A 23,025-nucleotide genomic window follows, 5' to 3' on the forward strand; every position below is an offset into this window, starting at 1 on the left:
GGGCTTCGCGGGGGGGCGGTGTGGGGGCACCCCCGGAAATGGTGGACGCCCCCGCCAGGGTGGGTGGCGGGCGCTTCCCTCTCCCCGGTCCCCACCGGTAGTTCCACTCTGGACTGTATTGCGACAAAAATCCACGTCAGCCACCCTTTCGTGTAGCGGTGTCGAAGTTGTGGGCCGGTGTGATCCACGAAACGATCCACGGGTCTGATCTTCACTCACCGCTACTTTGTTCTAGGAGGGCCCGTGGGCTCGCAAATCACCGAGGGCCTGGGCCAGGCGTGGGCGATGGTGGCCACGTTCGTGCCGAAGCTGCTCGGCTTCCTGCTCGTTCTGGTCATCGGCTGGTTCATCGCCAAGGCGCTCGCCAAGGGTGTTCAGTTCCTGCTCAAGCGGGTCGGCTTCGAGAAGCTCGTCGACAAGTCGGGCCTGAACGGCGCGATGCGGCAGTCCTCGATGGACGCGTCCGGCCTGATTTCCAAGATCGTGTACTACTTCGTGCTGCTGATCGCGCTGCAGCTCGCGTTCGGCGTCTTCGGTGCCTCGAACCCGGTCAGCACGCTGCTCAACGAGGTCATCGCGTACCTGCCGCGCATCGTCGTCGCCCTGGTCCTCGTGATCGTCGCGTCGGCCATCGGCACCGCGCTCAAGGGCCTCGTCACCGGCGCGCTCGGCCAGCGCTCGTACACCCGCATCATGGGCAACATCACCTACGGCTTCGTCATGGCGCTCGGCGTCATCGCGGCCCTGAACCAGCTGGGCATCGCGATCTCGGTGACCATGCCGGTCCTGATCGCCGTCCTCGCGACCGTCGCCGGCGTCGTCATCATCGGCGTGGGTGGCGGCCTGGTCCGCCCGATGCAGGCGCGCTGGGAGGGCTGGCTGACCCGCGTGCAGGACGAGGCGCAGGCCCAGTCCCCGATGCCGCGCGCGTCGCAGGAGATGCCCCAGAACGTCGGTGCGCGCATGGGTGACATGCAGACGCCGCCGTCCGGCACGCAGATGGGTTAGAGCCTCTAACACTTCAGGTTAGAGGGTCTCACCACCCGGAAAGGGTCTCGCGCAAACATCCCGCGCGGGGCCCTTTCCTCGTGTTCTGGGGGTTCTCCAGTTTCGATCCAGCGACCGGCCGGAGCCTCGTCTCCACCCGAACTGTTCCGTCGCGGTGGAGGACCTATGAAAGCCCTTGTGCTGTCCGCGGGCGTGCGCCCGGCCGGGTACTCGCTACCTCGGCAGATCGTCCCCATCGCGAACAAGCCGGTGCTCGAGTACGTGGTGGAGAACCTGCGGGACGTCGGCATCACCGAGATCGGCATCGTCGTCGGCGAGGGCGCGCAGGAGATCTCCGAGCTGTTCGGCGACGGCTCGTACCTGGGCGTCTCGATCACCTACATCCAGCAGGACCTGCACCTGGGGCTCGCGCACTGCGTGCGGATCGCCAGGCCGTTCCTCGGTGACGACGACTTCGTGATGTACATGGGCGACAACGTGCTCGTCGAGGGCATCGGTCAGATCGCCGACGAGTTCGCGCGGCTGCGGCCGTCCGCCCAGGTGCTCGTGGACAAGGTGGAGGACCCGCGCCTCTACGGCGTCGCGGAGGTCGACGAGAACTCGCGCGTGACGCGGCTGATCGAGCACCCGCAGGAGCCGCGCAGCGACCTCGCCATGATCGGCGTCTACTTCTTCACCCCCGCCATCCACACGGCGGTCGACGCCATCGAGCCGTCGTGGCGCGGCGAGTTCGAGATCACCGACGCGCTGCAGTGGCTGGTGACACACGAGCGCGACGTGCGGGCGCGGATGTACTCGGGCTTCTGGAAGGACACCGGCAAGGTCGAGGACGTCCTCGAGTGCAACCGCGAGCTGCTGATGGGCCTGCGGACCGACATCCAGGGCATCGTCGACGACGAGTCGACGCTGATCGGCGACGTCGTGGTCGAGGAGGGCGCGCGCGTCGTGCGGTCGTGCATCGTCGGGCCCGCGATCATCGGCGCCGGCACGCTGGTCGAGGAGTCGATCATCGGGCCGTACACGTCGATCGGCGCGGACTGCCGCATCACCGAGTCCGGGGTCGCCGACTCGATCGTGCTGAACGAGGCGTCGGTGCACAACGTGTCCGGCATCGAGACGTCGCTGATCGGGCGCCGGGCCCGCGTCGGGTCGGCGCGCCAGCACCGGCTCGTCGTCGGTGACGGCGCGCACGTCGAGGTCGCGGCCTAGCCGTGCGGCTCGGAGCATCGGCGAGGTGACCCATGCTCAGCAGGGCACCTCGCACCCGGCTGCGCGCGGTTGCGGGCCCGGACAGCCCAGCGCTTCCGGGCCTCGGCGAGCAGTGCGGCTCTGGCTTCCTCTCCGTCGTCGAACGGCGCCGGGGAGAACCTGTCGCCGGCTCCGATGTGCCGTTCCCAGTCGTCCTGCCAGAACTCCACGGTCCAGCCCGGCCACAGCTCCGGCACCTGGTAGGCCTGTGGCGAGGAGTAGAGGGACCACCAGCCCAGACGTCGGCGTTCCGGGTCGAGGTGGATGCCGGCGTTGACGTGCAGGGCGCAGCTCTTGTGCTCGGGGGCGTTCGCCAGGCGGTCGAGCAGGGCGACGCCCTCGCGGACGGGGTGGTCGAAGGCGGCCGAGGCGACGTGGCAGCGGCCGCCTTCGACCGTGATCACCACACCGCCCGGGTCCGGCCCGGCCAGGTCCTCGTCCTCGGGGGCGAGGAACGGGGCTGCGAAGAGGTCCGAATCGGGGCAGCGAACGTGCTCCGGGTCCAGCCCCGCGTACTCGCGCAGTTCGGCCGGGCCGTCGTACAGCCAGCGGACCTCCCAGCCCGGCCACGCGGCTCGGATCAGCTCGAACACGGTCGCGCGGTGGCGGAGCTCGGTGCTGGGCCCCTCCCAGCCGGTCCGGTACAGCTCGTGCGTGCCGTTCTCGCGGACCACGACGACGTTGGCTCTGTCTCCCACCGGGTCAGGATGACCAGGCGGGAGACTGTCGGCCATCCGTTTTCGGCGGCTTCGAGGTCGCCGCCTAGCTCGCGCCGATCCAGTCCCGGAGGCGGTCGCACTCCTCGGCGACCGCCTTCTGCCTGCTCCTCGGCTGGGCGTCGATGTAATCGACGGTGATCGTGCGGTCCTTGGTGACCGCCCAGGTCGCGAAGACGTACCCGTCCACGAGGACGGTGGGCTTGCCGCCGATGACGACGCCGAGCCGGTCGTCCGCGATGACCCGGCGGCGGTCGGCGTGGGCGAGCAGGATGTTGTCGAACTCGGGCAGCAGCCGCACCGGGACCGGGGTGTCCGGGTCGGGGCGCGGGGCGTCCGGCAGGTCGAAGAGCTCCTTGCCGGCCTCGTTGCGGAAGGTCACGAGCCGTGGCCGCAGGGCGGTGAACGTCTCGGTGAGCCTGGTGAGGCCGGACCACTGCTGGGCGTCCATGACCGTGGCCGGGCCGAACGCCTTCAGGTAGCGCAGGACGATCTCTTCCTTGTCCATCGCCTGCTGAGGCTGCCCCAGCCAGTTCTCGACGGTCGTGCAGACCGCCCGGCCGCTCGTGTGCCAGAGGCCGCGCGGCGGCAGTTGCACGAGGGCGAGCTTGTTGCGCAGCGCGTTGCCGAGAACGGTGTGCTCGCGGTCGGGCCAGCGCTCCTGGAGCTGCCTGCCGGCGTCCGCGGTGCCCTGCGGGGTCTCGTCGAGGATCTTGCGGCCGGCCTCGGCGACCTCGTCGAAGTCGAGGCCGCGCAGGCGGGCGGCGAACGGGCCGCTCTGCAGTTCGCGGTCGAGCTTGAGCTGGGTGTGGGGGCGCAGGCCGAGCGCGTCCCGTGCGCTGACCAGGTGGATCGTGCCGCGCATCAGCAGGATGCGGACCGCCTCGCGGTTCGTCAGGAGGTCTTCGAGGTCCTGCGGCCGGAAGCCGGTCAACCGCGTCCACAGTCCGACGTACGGCGACTTCGGTTCCTGCGCCTGGATGCCGAAGAGGTGCTCGACGGCGGCGAGCGCGCCCAGGTCGGCGCGCTCGCGCAACAGCTGGCGTTCGATCAGCGCTCGGTTGAGCTGGTCCAGGTTCAGGGTCCCCATCGGGACAGACTAGAACCTGATGAACGCGAAACCGGTGCCGTTCGGGCGTTCCCCGTCGTGGACGACAAGCAGGTCGAGCTCGCCGAGCACGATGTCGGCGCCGTCGGAGTGCTCGACGTCCTTGATCCTGAAGTCCCGCAGCGGCTTCATGTCCGCCTTGCGGTACGCGACGAACCGCGAGTCGCCCTGGCTCGACGCGAGCAGCACGTCGTCCGCGATCGTCAGGCCCTCGGCGTCGGCTTCGAGCCACCGGCCGCCGAAACCGGGGTTCGGGCCGTCGGCCACGCACTCCTCGGTCTCGGGGTCGTACTTCTGCGGCGCACCCCACGTGCGGACCTTGTCGACGAGCTGCGGCGTGCCGAAGCCGTTGGCGCGCAGCGGGATGCGCCAGATTCCGACGTCCTCCTGGGCGGCGTACAGGGTGTTCGTGCGCTCGTCGATCACCATGCCCTCGACCTGCGGTCCCTCGCCGGGCTCGCCGCACACCGTCCACTGCTTGCCGTTCGGCAGGGTGAAGGTGCTCGGCAAGTCCAGAGTGGACACCTTCTTGGTGTCGTACGTCTTGCCCTTCAACACTTGGAGGAGCGCGATGCTGGTCTCGTTGCGGCGGCTCGTGACGACGACGTCCTTGCCGTTGACGCGGCCGGCGGCGAGGCCGTAGACCGTGTGCTGGTCGTCGACCTCGGCCTCGGTCTTGCTGAACACCGGCCTGGTGGCGGGGTTCGTGACGTCCCTCGCGCCGCGTTCGTCCACTTGGAACATCCGGATCCGGTCGCGGCCGCGGTCGCTCACGAACGCCAGGTCGCCGAGGACGTCGACGTTGTTGTAGCGGCCGGGCTTCGCGTCCGGCGTCGGCGGCAGCGGCGCCGGGTACACGCCGATCGTGCGGCCGTTCAGGTCGAACGCCGCCAGGCCACCCTCCTTCAGTGTGCCCAGGACCACACTGCGCTCGGTGTTGCGCGGGTTCACCCAGATGGCCGGATCGTCCGCGTCGGCCGGCTCCTCGAACGTCTGCGTGATGACGGTCGGTGTGATGACGGGCGTCCCGGGCGCGGTGAGGAACAAAGGCACGAGCGCGAGTGCTAAGGAAGATGACATGGTGGGACCGTAGGAAACACCGGTGTACTGCGACTGAACCGCGGGGGAACAAGCCGTGTGGTACGAGATGGGACTGACGATCTTCGGCCAGAAGATCGCGTACACGGAGCTGGTCGGGCAGGTGCTCGCGCTCGCGGTGGTGTTCCTGGCGCAGCGCCGATCACTGTTGACCTGGCCCGTCCAGCTGGTGTCGGTCGCCCTGCTCTTCACGGTCTACATGTCCGCGCACCTGGGCGGTCTCGCGACGCGGCAGGTCGCCGTCGGCGCGATCGCCGTCTACGGCTGGTACGCCTGGGTGCGGCGGCGGGACCCGGTGTTCGGAGTCGTGGTGCGCAAGGGTTCCTGGCGGGAACGGATCGCCGTCGTCGCCGCGTTCGCCGGGGGCACGGTCGCGTTCGCGCTGGTGCTGGACGCGCTGGACGCCTCGTGGGCGCCGTGGCCGGATGCCGCGATCTTCATCGGCACGATCCTGGCCTTCGCCCTGCAGGGTCTCGGTCTGGTGGAGTTCTGGCTGGTCTGGCTCGTGGTCGACGCGGTCGGCGTGCCGTTGCAGATCCAGTCGGGCCTGTACTTCAGCGCGTTCGTCTACGTGATCTTCGCGGGCCTGGTCGTCCACGGCTTCATCGACTGGAACCGCACGGCCCGGCGGTTGACACAGGCGGCAAAGTCTCCTCTATGAGGGGACTGTTGATCGCTCTGCTGACCGCTGTCTCGTCGCTGGTAGCCCTTCCCGCGCAGGCCGCTCCCGAGCCGCGCACCGGGTTCGAGCTCACCGGCAAGTGGACCACCGAGGCCGAGGAACAGGCCTACCTGCGCGCCACCGGCCTGCCGTTGACGCAGATCGGGACGACCGCGCAGGGCCGCCCGATCCAGCTCGTGCGCGTGGGCAACCGCAACGCGCGCACGGTGGTTCTCTTCATCTGCTCCCAGCACGGCGACGAACCCGCCGGCCGCGAGGCGTGCCTGATCCGCATGCGTTCGCTGCCGCGCTCGTCGGACACCACGTACCTGTTCGTCCCGAACGCCAACCCGGACGGCCGCGTCGCCGACACCCGCGGCAACTCGGCCGGCATCGACATCAACCGCGACCACCTGCTGCTGCGCACCGCCGAGGCCCGCGCCATGGCCGCCGTGATCCGCGACTGGCAGCCCGACGTCATCCACGACCTGCACGAGTTCGGCCCGTCCGCGCCGTTCTACGTCAAGGACGTGCTGTGGCTGTGGCCGCGCAACCTCAACGTGGCCGACGGCGTGCACGACCTCTCGGAGTCGTTGTCCCGCTCGTACGTCCGGCCGTCGGTCGAGGCCGCGGGACGCACGTCCGGCGTCTACGGGATCCTGATCGACCCGGTGACCGGCGAGCCCACCGGTCAGATCGCCGGCGACGGCCAGGAGCGCATCCTGCGCAACACGGGAGGCCTCAAGCACGGCATGGGCCTGCTCGTCGAGACCAACGTCGACGGCACGCCCCGCTACCGCGTGGACTCGCACCTGCTCGCACTCGACGGCACGCAGTCGTTCGTCCGCTCGAACCGCTCGGCGATCGAGGCCGCGAACGCCCAGTCGCGTGCCGTGCGGTCCGGCCCGATCTACTTCGGTGGCGCGGACAACCAGGCGCCGGACCCGTCCGACGTGGTCACGGCGCCGTGCGCGTACGTGCTGACCGGCGCCCAGTACGTCGAGGTGCAGGACGAACTGGCCCTGCACGGCATCAAGTCCCAGTACCTGCGCGGTGGTGACCGGATCGTGCCTTTGAAGCAGGAGGCACGGGCTCTGATCCCGCTGTTGCTGGACGCGCGCGCCGACGGACCGTTGACGACGGGACAGCCGCTCGCCCAGTGCTGACAACTCGCTCGCCGAGGATCTCGGCCGCGTGATCGGATGCTCGGATGCGTCTCGAGCAGTACTGCTACTTCGCGCTGAAGAGCACGACGATCACCGCGGCCGAGATGTCGCGGCGCCTCGGCATGGAGCCGGACGAGGTGTCGGTGCGGGGCAGCCGGAGCGTGTCTCGCCTGCGCGCCTAGAAGATCGTCCGGCGCAGCGGCGAGCACCTCGACGACGACACGTTCAACGTCGTCGCGGCCGTCCGCTTCACCGCCAGGGACGTGGAGTCCCGCGTCGCCGAGGCGGCGATGTGGCTGGACCTCACCGCGGTGCCGGAGCCACGATCCGGCGGCCCGGAGATCCGCCGGGTCACCACCGAGGCCGAGCTCGCGGACTACGCCGCGGTCCTCGCCGCCAACTGGGACCCGCCCGCCGACACCGTGCGCCGCTTCTACGCCGATGCCGCCCCACACGCGTTGACCGGCACGGCGCGTTACCTCGTCGGGTACGTGGACGGTCGTGCGGTGTGCACGGCCGAGGTGTTCCTGCACGCCGGAGTCGCCGGGATCTACAACATCGCGACGCTGGCCGCCGAGCGTCGGAAGGGCTATGGCGGCGCGATCACGTTGGCCGCCGTGCGCACCGCGCGCGCCGAGGGGGCCCGTATTGCCGTCCTACAGGCCTCTGAGGACGGCGAGACCGTCTACCGGCGTCTCGGGTTCACCGTCGCCGGTCAGTTCACCGAGTACGCCCTCAGGGCGTGAGAAAGGGCCGCCCCGCGCGTGCGGGACGGCCCTTTCGGTGGAACGACTACGCGAGGCCCGCGTCCGACGTGGACGGGCCGGCCGCCTGCACGTCGTCGATGCGGTACTTGCGCGCGGCCTCGACGACCTTCGCCTGCTCGACCTCACCGCGCTTGGCCAGGGCGGCCAGCGTGGCGACGACGACGGACTCCGCGTCCACCAGGAAGTGGCGGCGGGCGGCCGGGCGGGTGTCGGAGAAGCCGAAGCCGTCCGTGCCCAGGGTCGTCATGTCGGTCGGGACGTACGGCCGGATCAGGTCCGGGATCGCCGACGCCCAGTCGGACACCGCGACCACGGGGCCGGCGACGTCCTTCAGCACCTGCGTCACGTACGGCACGCGCGGCTCGGCGTCCGGGTGCAGCAGGTTGTGGCGATCGGTCTCGACGGCGTCGCGGCGCAGCTCCGAGTACGACGTGGCGGACCACACGTCCGCGGAGACGCCCCACTCGTCGGCCAGCATCTGCTGGGCCTTGAGCGCCCACGGCAGGCCGACGCCCGAACCGAGGAGCTGGGCGCGCGGGCCGCCGGTCTGCGGGCCGTCCTGGTACTTGTAGAGGCCCCGGAGCAGGCCCTCCACGTCCAGGCCCTCCGGCTCCGCCGGCTGCACGTACGGCTCGTTGTAGACCGTCATGTAGTAGAAGATGTTCTCGGCGTTCTCGCCGTACATCCTGCGCAGACCGTCCTTGACGATGTGCGCCACCTCGAACGACCACGCCGGGTCGTACGCGATCACGGCCGGGTTCGTGTGCGCCAGCAGCAGCGAGTGGCCGTCGGCGTGCTGCAGGCCCTCACCGGTCAGCGTGGTGCGGCCCGCGGTGGCACCCAGCACGAAGCCGCGCGCCATCTGGTCCGCCGCCGCCCACAGGCCGTCGCCCGTGCGCTGGAAGCCGAACATCGAGTAGAAGATGTAGATCGGGATCATCGGCTCGCCCTGCGTGGCGTAGGACGTGCCGACCGCCGTGAACGACGCCGTGGAACCCGCCTCGTTGATGCCCTCGTGCAGGATCTGGCCCTGCTCGGACTCCTTGTAGGCGAGCATCAGGTTGGCGTCCACCGAGGTGTACGCCTGGCCGTTCGGGTTGTAGATCTTCTGCGTCGGGAACATGGAGTCCATGCCGAACGTTCGTGCCTCGTCCGGGATGATCGGGACGATGCGCGGGCCGATCTCCGGGTCCTTCGCGAGGTCGCGGACGAGGCGGACGAACGCCATCGTCGTGGCGACCTCCTGCTTGCCCGAACCGCGGCGGACACCCTCGTAGACCTTGTCGCCCGGCAGCACCAGGGCCTTGGACTTGGTGCGGCGCTCCGGTACGAACCCGCCCAGCTGGCGACGGCGTTCCTGCATGTACTGGATCTCCGGCGAGTCCTGGCCGGGGTGGTAGTACGGCGGCAGGTACGGGTCGGCTTCGAGCTGCTCGTCCGTGATCGGGATGCGCAGGCTGTCGCGGAAGCCCTTGAGGTCCGCCAGGGTCATCTTCTTCATCTGGTGCGTCGCGTTGCGGGCCGCGAAGTGCGGGCCGAGCGAGTAGCCCTTGATGGTCTTGGCGAGGATCACGGTCGGCTGGCCGACGGTCTCGGTCGCCGCCTTGTAGGCCGCGTAGACCTTGCGGTAGTCGTGGCCGCCGCGCTTGAGGTTCCACACCTCGTCGTCGCTCATGGCGTCGACGAGAGCCTTCGTGCGCGGGTCACGGCCGAAGAAGTGCTCCTTGACGTACGCGCCGTCGTTCGCCTTGTAGGTCTGGTAGTCGCCGTCGGGCGTGCTGTTCATCAGGTTGACGAGCGCACCGTCGCGGTCCGCGTGCAGCAGCGCGTCCCACTCGCGGCCCCAGACGACCTTGATGACGTTCCAGCCGGCGCCGCGGAAGAACGACTCCAGCTCCTGGATGATCTTGCCGTTGCCGCGCACCGGGCCGTCGAGGCGCTGCAGGTTGCAGTTGACGACGAACGTCAGGTTGTCGAGCTGCTCGTTCGCGGCGAGCTGCAGCAGGCCGCGCGACTCCGGCTCGTCCATCTCGCCGTCGCCGAGGAACGCCCACACGTGCTGGTCGGACGTGTCCTTGATGCCGCGGTCGCGCAGGTAGCGGTTGAACCGCGCCTGGTAGATCGCGTTCATCGGGCCGATGCCCATGGAGACCGTGGGGAACTCCCAGAAGTCCGGCATGAGGCGCGGGTGCGGGTACGACGGCAGGCCGCCGCCCAGACCGGCGTGCGAGTACTCCTGGCGGAAGCCGTCGAGCTGGTGCTCCGACAGCCGGCCCTCGAGGAACGCGCGGGCGTAGACACCGGGCGAGGCGTGACCCTGGATGAAGATCTGGTCGCCACCGCCGGGGTGGTTCTTGCCGCGGAAGAAGTGGTTGAAGCCGACCTCGTAGAGCGACGCGCTGGACGCGTACGTCGAGATGTGGCCACCGACACCCACACCGGGCCGCTGCGCGCGGTGCACCGTCATCGCGGCGTTCCAGCGGATCCACGCGCGGTAACGGCGCTCCACCTCCTCGTCACCGGGGAACCACGGCTCCCGCTCGGTGGGGATGGTGTTGACGTAGTCGGTGCTGATCAGCGACGGCACGCCGACGTGGTTCTCACCAGCGCGTTCGAGCAGGCGCAGCATGAGGTAGCGAGCCCGCTGCTGACCGCCGCCCTTGAGGACCTCGTCGAACGACTCGAGCCATTCCGAGGTCTCTTCGGGGTCGATGTCCGGCAGGTGCGCTGCCAGACCGTCGCGAATGACACGCACCCGCTCGGGGCCGGTGTTCTGCGGGCTCAAGGTGTCTCCTCGGCTTCGTTGGCGGTACTCGCGCTGGCCCGGAAACCGTGCCACGCGTTCCTATCGTTGTCCTTGCGTGGCGACTTCGTCATCGCTACCGGTCGGTAGTTCTGGATCGTGTCGCTCACGCGCGCGCGATAAGAGGTATGTAGAGCATGCGCCATGCCCACCCGGAGATCTTCACAGGGGTCCCTGTTACGGCGTGTCACGTGGTCAACAGTTGCGCCGGGGGTAGCTGACAGTGTTCGCTAGCCGGAGTAACGGACTCTGGCGGCAGTCTTAGGGCTGTCGCTCTTGCGTAGTTGGAGGAGTGAAAACCGTGGTCGCCGCGGAAGACGCCGGCAAGATCGGCGTCGCCGAGAAGCTCGGGATCGAATCTGGCATGGTCGTCCAGGAACTCGGCTGGGACGAGGACGTCGATGACGCCCTCCGTGCCGCTGTCGAGGAGCAGATCGGGGGCGACCTCCTCGACGAGGATGCCGACGAGACGGTGAGCGTCGTCCTGCTCTGGTGGCGAGAGGACGACGGCGACCTGGTCGACGCCCTGCTCGAGGCCACCGGCGTGCTCGCCGAGGACGGCGTGATCTGGGTTCTCACCCCGAAGACCGGCCGTCCCGGCCACGTGGAGCCGTCGGACGTCGCCGAGGCGGTCCCGACCGCGGGCCTGTCGCAGACCTCCAACATCAGCGTGGCCGACGACTGGGCGGGCATCCGCCTGGTGTGGCCGAAGTCGGCCAAGGCGAAGCGCTGACCCCCGCCTGACATAGGGTTGATCCACGGGCGTTGACGCGTCCGTGGTTCCCGTGTGCGGCTGGAGGGGTGTCATGGCGGTCGAGGTCGGTTCGGAAGCCCCGGACTTCACGCTCAACGACTACAACAAGCAACCCGTGACGTTGTCGTCGTTCCGCGGCTCCCGCGCGGTGCTCGTGGTCTTCTACCCGTTCGCGTTCAGCGGCATCTGCCACGGCGAGCTCTGCCAGCTGCGCGACGAGCTCTCGACCTATGAGGACGACAACGTCCAGGTGCTGGGCATCTCCGTGGACTCCCCGTTCGCGCTGAAGGCGTGGGCGAACCAGGAGGGCTACCAGTTCCCGCTGCTGTCGGACTTCTGGCCGCACGGCGCCGTCGCGCAGGCTTACGGCGTGTTCAACGAGTCGTCGGGCATGGCGGTGCGGGGGACGTTCCTGGTGGACGTCGACGGGGTGGTGCGGTACGCCGAGGTGAACTCGCCCGGTGAGGCCCGCGATCAGGCTGCCTGGAAGAAGGCCGTAGCCTCTCTCAAGGCATGATGTAGCTGTGCCCCTGCGTCCTCGGGCGTGGGGTTGGGGCGTGTAGCTCAGCGGAAGAGCACTCGGTTTACACCCGAGCGGTCGCAGGTTCGATCCCTGTCGCGCCCACCGGAAGTTCGTGCGGACTACGCCGATCGGCTGACAACGGTCCGTGTCCGCGCCGTGGTTCCAAACGGTCCGTGCATACTCGCCGCGTGGCGAGGGGATCTCTGGTCGAGGCTGTCGCGGACGAGCTCGACCGGGTGGCGCGAAGTGGCCGTGACCGGTCGTCGCTGGACCTGCCGGAGCTGCGGAAGATCGCCGAACGGACCGTCCCCGGCCCGTGGGACGCGGCCGCGCTCGACCGCCTTCTCCGCGCCGGCGCCGAGGCGTTGGGCGGCTCGTTCGGGACGGTGAGCGAGTCCGAGGCCGCGCTGGTCCTCTTCGGACTGGACGCCGATCCGGCGCCGGACCACGAGCGTGCGGTGGCGCGGGTGCGCGGGTTCGCCGACGTGCCGGTGGACGGGCTTGTGCGGGCACTGGCGGCTGCGCTGGCCGGGCAGGGTGGTCCGCGCATCAAGGTGGAGCCGCGCGACAACCTCGTGTCGATGCTCTCGACGTTCGACACCGACGAGCCGCCGGGCGACGAGCCGCGGAAGCTCAAGGCGCGCACGGTGGCGTTGGTGATCGGCACGGCCGTGGTGGTCACGGTGGGGGCGACGCTCGTCGTGACCAAACTGATGGCGGGTGACGGGAGCGAGGACCTGCGGACGGTGTCCGGGGCGTCGACGCCGCTGAAGGTCCAGGACGTCACGAGGTTCCAGACCAGCGAGCGGCACCTGCGGTACGTGCTCTCCGAGGTGGTGGCCGAGCCGCCTCCCCAGGCACCGGCGAACGGGGCGGAGGCGACCGGGGAGAACTTCGGCGCCTGGTACGCGAAGCACGGCGGCACGGTGCTGCGGGCGGGCTTCACCAACATCACGGTCCAGGGCAATGACAGCGCGCCGGTCCGCATCACCGACATGAAGATCCGCCCCGACTGCTCCGCGCCGGTCGACGGCACGCACCTGCTCGGCTACACGCAGGGCGGGGAGCGGGACACGATCAAGATCGGGTTTAACCTGGACAGCTCGGACCCGATCCCCGAGCAGATGACGACCCTGGACGGCATGCGCGGCACCGGGCTCAACTACTTCGCGGCCAAGACCGTGGAGCTGGGGCCCGGTGAGGTCGAGGTCCTGACCGTCGGTGTGTTCACCGAGCGGCGGCACTGCAAGTTCACCCTGCAGTTCGTGGTGGCCACCTCGAACGGGACGGTGCTGCAGGACGTCGACGCGCCGGACAAGGGGTTCGCGGTGACCGGGTACGCGGCGGCCAAGAGCCCGGACGCGCCTTACTCCGGGTACCGCAAGGTTTACCGCCAGGACGCCACGCTCGGCTGGAACGAGGTCGACCCGAACGCGCGCGAAGGTCGGTAGGCGATGACGCTCCGGAAGCTGGTATACCTCACCATCGCGTTCTGCCTGGTCGCCGGGCTCGCGACGGTGGCGGTCCTGAAGATCGCGGGCAGCCGCGGCGACGCGGCACGGACCGAGATCGACGCGGCGGCGCCGGCGTTCGCGTACACGACGCTCACCGAGCTCGTGGTCATGCGCGGCGACCAGGAGCTCACTCGGGTCAACCGGCCGTTCGACACGGTGGACTCGCTCAACAACCAGGTCGTCTGGTCGAACGACGGGCATTTCGTCGCCTACCTCGCGGGCGCGCGGCTGCTCGGCGAGGACGTGGCCACGGAACGGCTCGTCGCCATCGACGTCCGGACCGGCGACAAGCACGAGTTCCAGTGCCCCGCCTGCAGCTGGATCGTCGCGACCGGGACCGACGAGGTCCTCGCGTCGAGCGGCTCGAAGTTCCGCAGGTTCAGCCTCGGCGATCCCGGCCGCGCCGAGGGGACCGAGTTCGCCGAGCCGGCGAAGAACACGGCCGACGACTACCTCCGCATCTTCTTCGCCGGCACCCGCGACCTGGTGCTGACGGGCGGGCAGGTGTACCTGGGCCGCAACCGGTACGGCCAGAAGCTGGAACTCCTGACGCCGGACGGGAAGCTGCACTTCGAGGCCGGCTCCGTCGGCTCCAACTCCTACACGCCGGCCGCGGGGATCTCCGGGCCGACGCTCGCGGACACGAGGTTCGCCGTGGCGCTGCGCAACAACCCGGGCTCGTGCGTCACGGACTTCCCGGTGAAGATCGTCGACGCCGCGGGGCGGACGAGCGACACCGAGTGGGGTGCCGCCGCGCCGCCGGGGTTCGTGCCGAACAAGGCGCAGGGCATCGACGTCCGCGACCTCTGGTGGGACGACTCCCGCACCCTGCACGCCACGATCGCCTCGTGGACGTGCGACAACTCGAAGCGCGAGGAGAACAGCAAGAAGGTCCTGCACTCCGGCTACAAGCTGTGGAAGCTCGACGGGCGGAAGTGGGTGCTCGAGGACGACGGTCCGGCCACGGTCGTGCGTCCGCTCGCCGGGGGTGGCCGGGTGGTTCTCACCCTCCCGGACTGCATCGGTGACCTCGCCGGCCGGCCGCAGCAGTACTGCTACCTGGGCGAGGTGGAGTCCGTGCGCGACGGGAAGCGGACGGAGATCGCCACCGGCGTGTTGCGGATCTACGCCCCGCCCGCCGGGGGAGGGACACCGCAGGAGGCGCCGAAGCAGGGTCTGGAGAACGCGAAGGTGCCGAGCCTGTGCGGGCACCCCGAGGGAACGTTGCAGAACGGCAGGTTGCCCGGCATCACCGAGCACGACGGGTTCGTGACGTCGACCAAGCTCGTCGCGTCCGCGGACGTCACCGGTGACGGGAAGGCCGAGACGGCCGCGGTGTTCCAGTGCTCCCAGGGCGGTGTCGCCTGGCCGGACGTCGTCGTGGTCTACGACGACCAGTGGGCGGTGCTGGGCAAGGTCGAGCTCGGAGAGCTGTCGGACGCGTACCAGGCCTCGGTGGACCAGGTCGAGGGCAGCGGCGGGAAGCTGCAGGTGAGGTGGAAGTCCTACCAGGGCGGCGGCGGGCAGTGCGCGAAGACCTGGAGCGCGCAGCTGAAGGTGGCGGGCAAGACCGTCGAGGCCGCGGATCTCACCCAGCTGGACGGCCGGCAGGGCGCCTGCTGATCACCCTGTCCGAACGCTCGTCCGTGACGTAGCTTGTACGCGGTTTGCCGGGAGGCGTTCGACCTGTCACCCAGAAGGACGTTCGATCTGTGAAGCTCAGGCGCAAGGCCGTGAAGCCCGTCCCGACCACCGTCACGCAGGAGCAGGTCAAGCTGCTCGCCCTGGTCGAGCAGGGCGGCGTGCACCGCGGCGCCACCAGCTGGTACCTCGAGCACCGGCCCGCCAAGCGCTGGGACGCGGACGACCTCGAGATCATGCGGCTCCGCGACTGGATCACCTGGGAGGAGCGCGAGGGCCACGGGATGGCGTCGCCGGTCGACATCACCGCCCAGGGGCGCGCGGCGTTGCGGCACCACCTGCCGGAGTGGGTGCTCGGGCGCAAGGCCTTCGCCGCCGAGCCTCCTCGGTTGCCCTCGGTCGAGACGATCAGCGCGTTGGACTCGTTGCGGTAGCGCGGTAGAACGGTCTCAGTCGAATCCAAACGGAGGCGGAGACCGGCCATGTCGAACTTGTTGACCGGCGGCGACTTGCGCGCACGCGAACACCACCGGATCGAGGACGACGCACGGGAAGAAGGACCGCTGCACGCCGTGACGCTGCCCAACGGCGTGAAGATGCAGGTGGTCACGGTCGGGTTGGAGCTCACCAGGCAGTTGCTCACCGATCAGCGGTTGTCCAAGGACAGCGCGCGGTTGCAGCGGGAGATCAAGCGGCAGCTCGCGGAGCTCGGCAGCACGCAGGAGAACCTGGCCGGGTTGTTCGGGCCGAGCATGCTCAACAGCGACAACCCGCAGCACGCGCGGCTCAGGGCGCTCGCGGTCAGGGCGTTCAACGGCAGGGCCGTGCAGCGGATGGCGCCGAGCATCGAGGCGATCAGCTCCGAGCTGATCGGCAGGTTGCCCGAAGGGGTGGAGATCGACCTCGTCCGGGAGCTCGCCGTGCCGATGCCCATGCACGTCATCGGCGAGGTCCTCGGGCTGCCGGCGCGGGACCGTGCGCAGGTTCGCGTGTTGATCGAGACGATGATGTCGATGGAACCCGAGGTGTCGCAGCCGGCGAGCGACGAGTTGGCCGGGTACTTCCACTCGCTGCTCACCGGCAACGGGCTGGATGCCGGCTCTCTGTTCGGCGCGCTGGCCACGGCTGTGGACGACGAGGGCGACCATCTGAGTCACGACGAGTTGATGGCGATGGCGTTCCTGCTCGTCGTGGCGGGTCATGAGACGTCGGCCAGCCTCATCGCGAACGTGGTGCACGACGCGTTGGACAACGGCCTGTGGGAGAAGGCCGCGAACGATCCCGAGCTGGTGCCGCGGCTGGTCGAGGAGACGTTGCGGCACAACCCACCGGTGCGCAGCGCCACGCACCGCATCGCCGTCGAGCCGGTCGAGATCGGGGGCGTGGTGGTGCCCGAGGGGACGCTGTTGCTGATCAACCTCGGTGCCGCCGGACGGTGCCCGCGGGCGCACGCGCAGGCCGGCGAGTACCGGCTCGACCGCGAGACGACCGGTCACGCGACGTTCGGGCACGGGCCGCACTTCTGCCTCGGCTCGGCGCTCGCCCGGCTGGAGACCGAGACCGTGCTGCGGCAGCTGACGAGCCGGTTCCCGCGCACCACCTACGCGGGAGCGGAGCAGCCCGAGGTGACGCACAACGACATCATGGCCAGCCTTAAATCGCTACCGGTCGTGCTCGGCCGCTGACACGCTGGTGGCCGTGGAGATCATTCGAGGGGGCCCGGAGCACGTGGACGACGCCGCGTCGATCTGGGCGCACGCCGTCGCGAAGCGTGACGGGTACGACGAGGTGCCGACGCTCGGCGAAGCGCGGCCCGGGGTGGAGAGCGCTCTCGCGAAGGAGCCCTCGGTGCTGCTGATCGCCCGGGAAGGCGGGCGAGCCGTGGGTTTCCTCGCCGGGGGTCCACAAGGGACGGACACCGCCTACGTCAACTACGTGGGCGTGCATCCCGACGCCTGGGGGCGCGGGGTCGGGGAGGCGTTGCTGCGCGCGTTGCCCGGAGCGCTGGCCGAGAACGGGTACGGGCGGGCGGAGCTGCTCGTCTTCGTCGACAACGTCCAGGGCGTGCGGCTCTACGAACGCCTCGGATGGATCAAGGTCGGCGACCCTGTGCCGCATCCGCGTCACGGCCGACTGGAGCAGCGCTACGCGTTCGTTCCGGCGGGGGGATCGGCGAGCGTTTAGTGGGGGATTAGGGGATCAACCCCAAAGCGTCTGACCAGGGCTATCCCGAAGTCCATTTGAGACGTAACTTTCACTCATGTCAGTGCGCACGTTCGCCGTCGTGGTCGGTCTCGCGTTCTTGCTCGGTGGGGGTGCGATCCTGTTCGTGATGCTGGCCGTCGAGGCTCCGACCGGGTCGCTGATCCCCTGCGGCAACGCCCTGGGCATCGGGTTCGACGAGCCCGCGGTGTCCGCGGCGGGTCCGGCCTATGTGGACATCTGCGACGACCTGCGGCAGCGCCGGCTGCTCTGGGGGCTGCCGGTGGTCGGGCTCGGCGTGCTGCTGCTGATCGGCTCTTTGGTCGGTTCACGAAAGGCTACTCGCCGGTAAGGTCGCGGCATGACGTGGATGGTCTACGGCGCCAACGGCTACACCGGACGTCTCATCGCCGAGCTCGCGGTCAAGCGCGGGGAGCGGCCGATCCTCGCCGGGCGCTCCCTGGAGAAGGTCGAGCCGATCGCCGCCGCCCTGGGGCTCGAGCACCGGGCGTTCGACCTGGACCGGGCGCGGATGAACCTCGACGACGTCGACGCCGTCGTGCACTGCGCCGGGCCGTTCTCCCAGACGTCCGCCGCGATGGTCGACGCGTGCCTGAAGACGCGCACGCACTACCTCGACATCACGGGCGAGATCGACGTCTTCGAGTCCGTCGCGCTGCGGCACGTCGACGCGCGCAAGGCGGGTGTCGTGCTGCTGCCCGGCGCGGGCTTCGACGTGGTGCCCACCGACTGCGTCGCCGCGATCCTCAAGAACGCGCTGCCGTCCGCGACGCACCTCGACCTGGCGTTCGTCGTCGGGGGAGGGGCGAGCGCGGGAACGACCAAGACGTCCGTCGAGGCCGCCGCCGTGGGCGGGCGGATCCGCGTGAACGGCGACCTGAGGAGGGTCCGCATCGGGCACCGCAGGCGCACCGCGTACTTCCGGTCGGGGCCGCGCGAGGTCGGCAGCATCCCGTGGGGTGACGTGAGCACCGCCTACCGCTCCACCGGCATCCCCAACATCACCACGTTCACGGCCGTGCCGGGCGTGCTCGGCCAGTTGCAGCAGGTCTTCGCGCCCGTGTTGCAGACGGCTCTCGTGCAGAGCGTGGCGAAGACCGTCGCCGGCAAGGTCAAGGGCCCCGACGAGACCAAGCGGGCCAACACCAGGGCCGAGGTGTTCGGCGAGGCGTGGGACGCGCAGACGAAGGTCGAGTGCGCGATCACCACCCCGAACGCCTACAGCCTCACCGCGGACTCCGTGCTCCGCGCCATCGCCGGGCTCGGCGGTGTCGCGCCCGGCTCGCACACTCCGTCGAGCGCGTTCGGCGCCGACTTCGTGCGCGAGCTCGACGGCGTCGTCGCGAGCGAAGTTCGCTTCACGTGAGTTAGAAGCTCTAACCGCACGTTTGTTAGACCCTCTAACGCTACTTCTTCAGGTGCTTGGCGACGCTGTCGACGACTCCGCCGACGGCGTCCTTCACCTTCTCCACGCCGTCCTTGACGGCCGCCTTCGCCTGGTCCGCGCGACCCTCGTTGGCGAGCTGCTGGTCGCCCGTGGCCTCGCCCGCGGTCTCCTTGACCTTGCCGCCGAGGTCCTCCGCCTTGTTGCCGATCTTGTCCGACAGCGACATCGCGTCCTCCTGTGCCGATCCGTGGAACCGAAGTTCGTCTGACGCTTGTTCGATACCCGCCGCCCCACCTTCGTCACGCCACGGTCGGGTGAAAACCGGGTGAGGGTGGTCACGGGCGGGAAATCGGGGAACCGCGTGACGTTCCGCGTTCGAACGTGTCATACCGACGACGGAGCAGAAATGGGTGGGGGTGTGCGCATGGGCGTGGCCGAGGCAGCCGCACTCGACGACGCCACGCTGGTGGCGAGGTCCCGGGACGGTGACATGAGGGCGTACGAGCAGCTCGTGCGTCGTTATCAGGGGCCGATGTACCGGCTGGCGTTGCGCATCGTGGGCAGCACGGGCGACGCCGAGGACGCGGTGCAGGACGTCTTCCTGACCGCGTGGCGGCGGCTCGGGCAGCTCAACGACGACGGGGCGTTCCTCGGCTGGCTCTACCGCACCACCACCAACCAGTGCCTGAACGTGCTGCGCAAGCGCAAGCCGCACGCCGACACCGAGCTCGACGAGCACGAGTCGCCGGCGCCGCGCACCCGGCCCGACCGCGCGGTGGAGGTGAACGCGCAGCTCGACGCGCTGCAAGCCGCACTGCGCGACCTCACGCCGGAACAGCGGGCGTGCTGGGTGCTGCGGGAGGTCCACGGCCGGTCGTACGACGAGATCGCCGAGGCGATCGGCACGACCCAGCAGTCGGTGCGCGGCAGGCTCGCTCGAGCACGGGCACAACTCGCGGAGGTGATGGCGCCGTGGCGGTGACGTCCGACTACGTCCTGCCGTGCGGGCGGGACGTGGAAGAGGTCTGGGAGACGATCGACGTCTCCGACGAGCACACGCGGTCGTGCCCGCACTGCGCGGCGGTCCGGGAGAGCCTCCTGGTGCTGCGCGAGGCGACCGCCGAAATGGCGCGCGAGGAGATCGAGCCGCCGAGCGACCTGGTCAGCCGCGTGATGTCCGCGGTGCGTGCCGACGTGCGCCGGTCCGACGTCGTGCCGTTGCCCGGCGATGGCCTCGCCCGGATCAGCACGCGCGCGGTCGCCGCTGTGCTGCGGTACGCGGCGGACGGCGTGGAAGGCGTGCGGGCTCGCGCGTGCCGGGTGACCGAGGCGCCGGAGTCGACCGGGCTGGACCCGGTCATCGAGGTCGAGCTCAGCATCGCGATCACCGCGTCCCTCGTCTCGCACGAGGCGTACGCCGAGGTGCGGCGCCGGGTGCTGGCCGCCGCCTCCGCGCGGATCGGTGTGCGGCTCGCCCGCCTGGACCTCGTCGTGGCCGACGTTCTCGAAGGATGAGCGAGTGATCGAAACAGTCGTGTCCGCCCCGGCGGTGGCGGCGGTCGCCGTGCACGCGGCGGAGAGAGTCCCGGGCGTGCGGGTGCAGCCCGGAGTGGCGGGCTTGGTGAGTTCCGTGGTGCGCGCCGCGCGCCAGCAGATCAAAGGACTGCAGCCCGCGCCGGTGGAAGGCGTGCGGGTGCAGTGGGCCGGGTCCGTCGTGCTGCTGGAGGTGGACGTGGTGATCTCCGGGCTGGACCAGGCGGCGGCGGTCGCCCGTGCCGTCCAGCGGTCGGTGCGCGCGCTCGTGCCGGAACTGACGGGCGTCGAGGTCGAGTCCGTCGTCGTCACGGTGGTGGACGTCGCGTGGTGATCGTCGCGGAGTTGTTGAAGGCGTTGGAGAAGATCGACGGACTGCGGCCGTCGACGCCCGCGTCCGCGCCGGCGCGCTCGTGGATCCCTTGGGACGTCGACGCTCTGGCGGTCGACGTCGAGGAGGACCTCGTGTGCGTCCGCGTCGTCGCCACGCGGCTGCCGCTGTCGCTGGACGAGGCGGGTGCCGCGCTGCGCACCGTTCTCGTTGGCACGCCTTGGGAAAAGGTCGTGTTGCGGATCGTGGTGACCGATGTGGACAAACGTGCGCTCGATCACCTGAACGGGTCGTGACGTTTCGCCGAGTGGCTGTGTCTATCTGGTGTGAACGCTTCGAGGGAAGGGGTTGCGATGACCACGCAGGCTGTGGAGAAGGCCAACGTCACCAACGGGAAGCTGGTGACCGACAAGGGTTCCACCACCATCGCGGACGTCGTGGTGCAGAAGGTCGCCGGCCTCGCGGCTCGGGAGATCCGCGGCGTGCACGCCCTCGGCGGCGGCGCGACCCGTGCGCTGAGCGCGTTGCGCGACCGGATCCCCGGCGCCACCGCGAGCGCGGGCCAGGGCGTGTCGGTCGAGGTCGGCGAGAAGCAGGCCGCCGTGGACCTGGAGCTCGTCGTCGAGTACGGCGTGCCGATCGCGGACCTCGCGAAGTCCGTGCGCACCAACGTGATCACGGCGATCGAGCAGATCACCGGACTCGAGGTCGTCGAGGTCAACATCAACGTCAACGACGTGCACATCCCGTCCGCCGACACCGAGGGCGACGAGCCCGAAACCGCTCGCGTGCAGTGAGGGGAAACGCCATGAGCACCACCGCACTGGGCCTGCTGACCGGGCTCGCGCTCGGCCTGGCCGCCGCGTTCGGGGGCTTCAGCGCGTTCCTGCTCGTGCTCGTCTTCGGCGCGCTCGGCCTGATCGCGGGCCGGGTCGCCGAGGGCAAGCTCGACCTCGCGCAGCTGCTCGGCAGGGATCGGGACTGACGATGACGACGACGCTCACCGCCCAGCCCGCTGCCACGCAGCCAGGACTGACCACCGTCGCGGACCGCGCGGTGGGCCGCATCGCCGGACGTGCCGCCCTGGAGGTGCCGGACGTGCTCGACTGCGCCGTCACCGCCCGCGTGACCGGGGGAGTGGCGACCCTCGACGCACGACTGGACCTGCGCTACCCGGCGCCGGTCGCGGCGACGGCCGCACGGGTCCGCGCCCACCTGGCGACGCGCGTCGCCGCGCTCACCGGCCTGCGCGTCTCGGTCGTGGACGTGTCGGTCGGCGTGCTGCGCGCGGACGCGGCCCCGGAGCGGAGGGTTCGATGACCCGCCGCTCCCGGCGCGCGCTGCCCGCCACGCTGACCGCACTCGTGCTGCTGGTGGCGTCGGTCCTGGTGGCCGTGTCCGCCATCCAGCTCGCACTCGGAGAGACCCCGCTGCTCTCGTACGACTCGCTGGCCGGCCGTCTGCACGGGACGACGTGGTCAGCCGCGGAGGTGGCCGCGACGAGCGGGGTCGTCGCGGCCATCGGACTGGTGCTGTTCCTGGTCGCGGTCGTGCCCGGCCGCGCCAGGACCGCCCCACTGGACGAGCACACCGCGGTGTCGGTGCGGGGCCTGCGCAACGCCCTGCGGACCGCCGCCGTGGTCGACGGCGTCGAGTCCGCCGCCGTCAAGGTGCGCCGCCGCCGCGTCCGCGCGGTGGTGCGCACCCGGAGGGCCGTGGTCGACGGCCTCGCCGACACCGTCCGCACCGCGCTGGAGAGCCGCGTCGGCGAGTTCGCCCTCGCCCGGCCGCCGCAGGTCGTGGTGCGGGTCAAGGCACTCAGGAGCACGTCGTGAACCGCTTTCTGCTCGGCCTGCTGGGCCTGGTCCTGCTGGCCGCCGGTGGCGGTGCCCTCGCCGTCCACCTCGGGTACGTCCCCCAGGTCGACCGCGACGCACCGCTCGTGCCCGGCACGGCGACGCCGCCGACGTGGGTGCTGTGGGTGGTCGCGGCCGGGGCCGTGCTCGTCGCCCTCGTGTGCCTGCGCTGGCTCGCAGCGCAGGTCCCGCGCCGCAAGGTCGGGTCCTGGCGGTGGGCCGACGAGGCGGGTGCCACGCGCATCAGCACGGCGACGGCCGCCGCGCCGTTCGCCGACGAGGTCACCGGCTACCCCGGTGTGCGGAAGGTCGAGGCCGAGCTGACGGGCCCGCACACCGCGCCGCGCCTGGCCCTCGTCGTCCGCGCCCACGGCGACGCCGATCTGCGGGGGATCCGCCGCCGCATCGACGACGAGGGCCTACCACGCCTTCGTGAGGCGCTCGACGCGCCCGACCTCCACGCGACCGTGGAGTTCCGGATGTCGTCCACGAAGGGCGACGCTCGAGTGCGCTGAGGTTGTGCAACAGCACGTTTGCGGACGACCGCAAACGTTCGTTGCAAAGATGTAAGCGCAGTTCAAAGCACGAAGCGGGGGGCGCCCCCCCCCCGGGCCCGCCGGCGGCGAGGAGGGGGTAGAGCGGGCGCGCCCCGGCGTGGTGGTCCTGGGACGCCGGACCCCCCCGCAGG

The 23,025-nt window shown here is 70.1% G+C and carries 29 protein-coding genes and 1 tRNA gene; 25 read left to right on the plus strand and 5 right to left on the minus strand.

What is annotated here, in order from left to right; all coding sequences use genetic code 11:
• The first annotated feature begins 243 nt into the window (after window positions 1–243).
• Both ABZX02_RS43010 and ABZX02_RS43015 read left to right on the plus strand, forming a co-directional pair.
• Window positions 244–1,008, plus strand: coding sequence for a hypothetical protein (locus ABZX02_RS43010; RefSeq protein ID WP_355307725.1), 765 nt, complete (start codon window positions 244–246; stop codon window positions 1,006–1,008).
• A 165-nt stretch (window positions 1,009–1,173) separates the two neighbouring features.
• Window positions 1,174–2,217: a glucose-1-phosphate thymidylyltransferase gene (locus ABZX02_RS43015; protein ID WP_355307727.1), complete on the plus strand. Its 1,044-nt coding sequence runs from the start codon at window positions 1,174–1,176 to the stop codon at window positions 2,215–2,217.
• On the opposite strand, the gene ABZX02_RS43020 is transcribed toward ABZX02_RS43015, so the two are convergent.
• The 3 genes from ABZX02_RS43020 to ABZX02_RS43030 form a co-directional block, all read right to left on the minus strand.
• The gene (locus ABZX02_RS43020; protein WP_355307728.1) at window positions 2,214–2,954 is read right to left on the minus strand and encodes a hypothetical protein; all 741 of its coding nucleotides are present in this window, start codon (window positions 2,952–2,954) and stop codon (window positions 2,214–2,216) included. The genes ABZX02_RS43015 and ABZX02_RS43020 overlap by 4 nt on opposite strands.
• Window positions 2,955–3,018: 64 nt before the next feature.
• Window positions 3,019–4,062 carry a winged helix DNA-binding domain-containing protein gene (locus ABZX02_RS43025; protein ID WP_355307730.1) on the minus strand — a complete coding sequence of 348 codons (1,044 nt, stop codon included), beginning with the start codon at window positions 4,060–4,062 and terminating at the stop codon, window positions 3,019–3,021.
• 9 nt (window positions 4,063–4,071) lie between these two features.
• Window positions 4,072–5,160: a phytase gene (locus ABZX02_RS43030; protein WP_355307731.1), complete on the minus strand. Its 1,089-nt coding sequence runs from the start codon at window positions 5,158–5,160 to the stop codon at window positions 4,072–4,074.
• A gap of 67 nt (window positions 5,161–5,227) precedes the next feature.
• Between ABZX02_RS43030 and pnuC the strand changes: the two genes are divergently transcribed.
• From pnuC to ABZX02_RS43050, 4 genes are all read left to right on the plus strand, one after another.
• Window positions 5,228–5,839: a nicotinamide riboside transporter PnuC gene (gene pnuC / locus ABZX02_RS43035; protein ID WP_355307772.1), complete on the plus strand. Its 612-nt coding sequence runs from the start codon at window positions 5,228–5,230 to the stop codon at window positions 5,837–5,839.
• Window positions 5,836–7,005, plus strand: a complete 1,170-nt coding sequence (locus ABZX02_RS43040) for a M14 family metallocarboxypeptidase (RefSeq protein ID WP_355307733.1) — start codon at window positions 5,836–5,838, stop codon at window positions 7,003–7,005. The genes pnuC and ABZX02_RS43040 overlap by 4 nt, the downstream gene beginning before the upstream one ends.
• 44 nt (window positions 7,006–7,049) lie before the next feature.
• Window positions 7,050–7,187 carry a hypothetical protein gene (locus tag ABZX02_RS43045; RefSeq protein WP_355307735.1) on the plus strand — a complete coding sequence of 46 codons (138 nt, stop codon included), beginning with the start codon at window positions 7,050–7,052 and terminating at the stop codon, window positions 7,185–7,187.
• An 81-nt stretch (window positions 7,188–7,268) separates the two neighbouring features.
• A complete protein-coding gene (locus ABZX02_RS43050; protein WP_355307736.1) occupies window positions 7,269–7,751 on the plus strand; it encodes a GNAT family N-acetyltransferase in 483 nt (160 codons plus the stop codon).
• A gap of 46 nt (window positions 7,752–7,797) precedes the next feature.
• On the opposite strand, the gene aceE is transcribed toward ABZX02_RS43050, so the two are convergent.
• On the minus strand, window positions 7,798–10,557 hold the full coding sequence (gene aceE, locus ABZX02_RS43055; protein ID WP_355307738.1) for a pyruvate dehydrogenase (acetyl-transferring), homodimeric type: 2,760 nt from the start codon (window positions 10,555–10,557) through the stop codon (window positions 7,798–7,800).
• 319 nt (window positions 10,558–10,876) lie between these two features.
• On the opposite strand from aceE, the gene ABZX02_RS43060 reads away from it, so the two are divergent.
• The 10 genes from ABZX02_RS43060 (at window position 10,877) to ABZX02_RS43105 (ending at window position 18,596) form a co-directional block, all read left to right on the plus strand.
• Window positions 10,877–11,308 (plus strand): DUF3052 domain-containing protein, encoded by a 432-nt coding sequence (locus ABZX02_RS43060; protein ID WP_355307740.1) that lies wholly within the window; start codon window positions 10,877–10,879, stop codon window positions 11,306–11,308.
• A gap of 73 nt (window positions 11,309–11,381) precedes the next feature.
• Window positions 11,382–11,846 (plus strand): peroxiredoxin, encoded by a 465-nt coding sequence (locus tag ABZX02_RS43065; RefSeq protein WP_355307742.1) that lies wholly within the window; start codon window positions 11,382–11,384, stop codon window positions 11,844–11,846.
• 36 nt (window positions 11,847–11,882) lie between these two features.
• A tRNA-Val gene (locus ABZX02_RS43070) sits at window positions 11,883–11,954 on the plus strand.
• A gap of 86 nt (window positions 11,955–12,040) precedes the next feature.
• Window positions 12,041–13,303: a hypothetical protein gene (locus ABZX02_RS43075; protein ID WP_355307744.1), complete on the plus strand. Its 1,263-nt coding sequence runs from the start codon at window positions 12,041–12,043 to the stop codon at window positions 13,301–13,303.
• Window positions 13,304–13,306: 3 nt separating this feature from the next.
• Window positions 13,307–14,989, plus strand: coding sequence for a hypothetical protein (locus ABZX02_RS43080; RefSeq protein ID WP_355307746.1), 1,683 nt, complete (start codon window positions 13,307–13,309; stop codon window positions 14,987–14,989).
• 89 nt (window positions 14,990–15,078) lie between these two features.
• Window positions 15,079–15,441, plus strand: coding sequence for a hypothetical protein (locus ABZX02_RS43085; protein WP_355307748.1), 363 nt, complete (start codon window positions 15,079–15,081; stop codon window positions 15,439–15,441).
• Between the two features lie 48 nt (window positions 15,442–15,489).
• Window positions 15,490–16,692 carry a cytochrome P450 gene (locus tag ABZX02_RS43090; protein ID WP_355307750.1) on the plus strand — a complete coding sequence of 401 codons (1,203 nt, stop codon included), beginning with the start codon at window positions 15,490–15,492 and terminating at the stop codon, window positions 16,690–16,692.
• A 13-nt stretch (window positions 16,693–16,705) separates the two neighbouring features.
• Entirely contained in the window at window positions 16,706–17,191 is a 486-nt protein-coding gene (locus tag ABZX02_RS43095; protein WP_355307752.1) for a GNAT family N-acetyltransferase, read from the plus strand.
• A gap of 76 nt (window positions 17,192–17,267) precedes the next feature.
• Entirely contained in the window at window positions 17,268–17,561 is a 294-nt protein-coding gene (locus tag ABZX02_RS43100; protein ID WP_355307754.1) for a hypothetical protein, read from the plus strand.
• 9 nt (window positions 17,562–17,570) lie between these two features.
• Complete coding sequence (locus ABZX02_RS43105) at window positions 17,571–18,596, plus strand: saccharopine dehydrogenase NADP-binding domain-containing protein (protein ID WP_355307756.1); 1,026 nt, start codon at window positions 17,571–17,573, stop codon at window positions 18,594–18,596.
• Window positions 18,597–18,636: 40 nt separating this feature from the next.
• On the opposite strand, the gene ABZX02_RS43110 is transcribed toward ABZX02_RS43105, so the two are convergent.
• On the minus strand, window positions 18,637–18,843 hold the full coding sequence (locus ABZX02_RS43110; RefSeq protein ID WP_089922531.1) for a CsbD family protein: 207 nt from the start codon (window positions 18,841–18,843) through the stop codon (window positions 18,637–18,639).
• A 180-nt stretch (window positions 18,844–19,023) separates the two neighbouring features.
• Between ABZX02_RS43110 and ABZX02_RS43115 the strand changes: the two genes are divergently transcribed.
• The 9 genes from ABZX02_RS43115 to ABZX02_RS43155 are packed head-to-tail and all read left to right on the plus strand — an operon-like array spanning window position 19,024 to window position 22,852.
• A complete protein-coding gene (locus tag ABZX02_RS43115) occupies window positions 19,024–19,599 on the plus strand; it encodes a sigma-70 family RNA polymerase sigma factor (RefSeq protein WP_355307757.1) in 576 nt (191 codons plus the stop codon).
• The gene (locus ABZX02_RS43120) at window positions 19,590–20,132 is read left to right on the plus strand and encodes an Asp23/Gls24 family envelope stress response protein (RefSeq protein WP_355307759.1); all 543 of its coding nucleotides are present in this window, start codon (window positions 19,590–19,592) and stop codon (window positions 20,130–20,132) included. Before ABZX02_RS43115 ends, ABZX02_RS43120 begins: the two co-directional genes overlap by 10 nt.
• Window positions 20,133–20,136: 4 nt before the next feature.
• Window positions 20,137–20,484, plus strand: coding sequence for an Asp23/Gls24 family envelope stress response protein (locus ABZX02_RS43125; RefSeq protein ID WP_355307761.1), 348 nt, complete (start codon window positions 20,137–20,139; stop codon window positions 20,482–20,484).
• A complete protein-coding gene (locus ABZX02_RS43130; protein WP_355307762.1) occupies window positions 20,478–20,777 on the plus strand; it encodes a hypothetical protein in 300 nt (99 codons plus the stop codon). Before ABZX02_RS43125 ends, ABZX02_RS43130 begins: the two co-directional genes overlap by 7 nt.
• Before the next feature lie 57 nt (window positions 20,778–20,834).
• Window positions 20,835–21,278 (plus strand): Asp23/Gls24 family envelope stress response protein, encoded by a 444-nt coding sequence (locus ABZX02_RS43135; protein ID WP_355307764.1) that lies wholly within the window; start codon window positions 20,835–20,837, stop codon window positions 21,276–21,278.
• A gap of 11 nt (window positions 21,279–21,289) precedes the next feature.
• Window positions 21,290–21,466, plus strand: coding sequence for a hypothetical protein (locus ABZX02_RS43140; protein ID WP_089922533.1), 177 nt, complete (start codon window positions 21,290–21,292; stop codon window positions 21,464–21,466).
• Window positions 21,467–21,468: 2 nt separating this feature from the next.
• Window positions 21,469–21,801, plus strand: a complete 333-nt coding sequence (locus ABZX02_RS43145) for an Asp23/Gls24 family envelope stress response protein (protein WP_355307766.1) — start codon at window positions 21,469–21,471, stop codon at window positions 21,799–21,801.
• Window positions 21,798–22,316 carry a DUF6286 domain-containing protein gene (locus ABZX02_RS43150; RefSeq protein WP_355307768.1) on the plus strand — a complete coding sequence of 173 codons (519 nt, stop codon included), beginning with the start codon at window positions 21,798–21,800 and terminating at the stop codon, window positions 22,314–22,316. Before ABZX02_RS43145 ends, ABZX02_RS43150 begins: the two co-directional genes overlap by 4 nt.
• On the plus strand, window positions 22,313–22,852 hold the full coding sequence (locus tag ABZX02_RS43155) for an alkaline shock response membrane anchor protein AmaP (RefSeq protein WP_355307770.1): 540 nt from the start codon (window positions 22,313–22,315) through the stop codon (window positions 22,850–22,852). Before ABZX02_RS43150 ends, ABZX02_RS43155 begins: the two co-directional genes overlap by 4 nt.
• Window positions 22,853–23,025: the final 173 nt, after the last annotated feature.

Origin of the sequence: Lentzea sp. NPDC003310, assembly GCF_040610935.1 — a bacterium.
In the GTDB taxonomy this organism is placed as follows: Bacteria; Actinomycetota; Actinomycetes; order Mycobacteriales; family Pseudonocardiaceae; genus Lentzea.